Consider the following 757-nt stretch of genomic DNA (forward strand, 5'->3'; position numbering starts at 1 on the left):
GCGGCTTCATCTTGTAGGTCATCAGTATTCCTCGGAATTGGGGAGGGGGATGATTGCGATGCTATCGAATCGCGTGATGCTGTCGCCTTCGGTCCAGAGCGCGATGCGGCCTGGTTGCGACAGAGTTTTGTCGAAGCCGGTGAACATCCACGTCCCGTCGAGCGAAACGATGAATTGGTCGTCCTTGGCCCGAACCGTCAGGTCATGCCAGGTGTGCGAAGCGATATCCGCATCGACGGCGACGATCTCTTTGGATACGCCGTTGCTAACGAGCGAGAAAAGAACTCTGTCCCTCAGCGCATCTAATTGGACGAGGTAGTAGTTTTGTGGGCTGCTCAGCCGCACGGCGATGCCGCCACCTTGATCTGATCTGCCACCTGTTGCGTTGAGGCGAAGGCTGATCTCTGCATTTTTAAGCGACGCAGACTTGTAGATTGCGAGCGCGAAGTGGTCTTCGGCTGTTGGTCCACCAACCTGCTCAATAGCCATGCCGGCGCTGGCCGTTGCGTCCCGGACCACAGTCCAGGACCTTGGTTTGCCGTCGCCCGATGACGAAAATTCGAATTCAGCCGGCGGAGCACCGATCTCATTCTTTCCAATCTCGATTGTCGTCGCCGTGTCTTGAGCGCTTGTGCCTAATTCCGGCCACATCACGCACGCAACAGCCACGAGCGTGCCAAAAATGCACGCTCGCCTCCACGAGAACTCGCTCCTTGACGTCACTTCAGGCCCCGACGGCGCGCGCGGGCCAATTGTG

The 757-nt window shown here is 57.9% G+C and carries 1 protein-coding gene; it reads right to left on the reverse strand.

What is annotated here, in order from left to right:
• Window positions 1–21: 21 nt before the first annotated feature.
• A partial coding sequence (locus tag GRP75_RS28540; protein WP_237449258.1) for a hypothetical protein occupies window positions 22–757 on the reverse strand: 736 nt, incomplete at its 5' end.

The organism is Paenibacillus sp. OT2-17 (assembly GCF_009827695.1).
GTDB lineage: Bacteria > Bacillota > Bacilli > Paenibacillales > Paenibacillaceae > Paenibacillus > Paenibacillus polymyxa_B.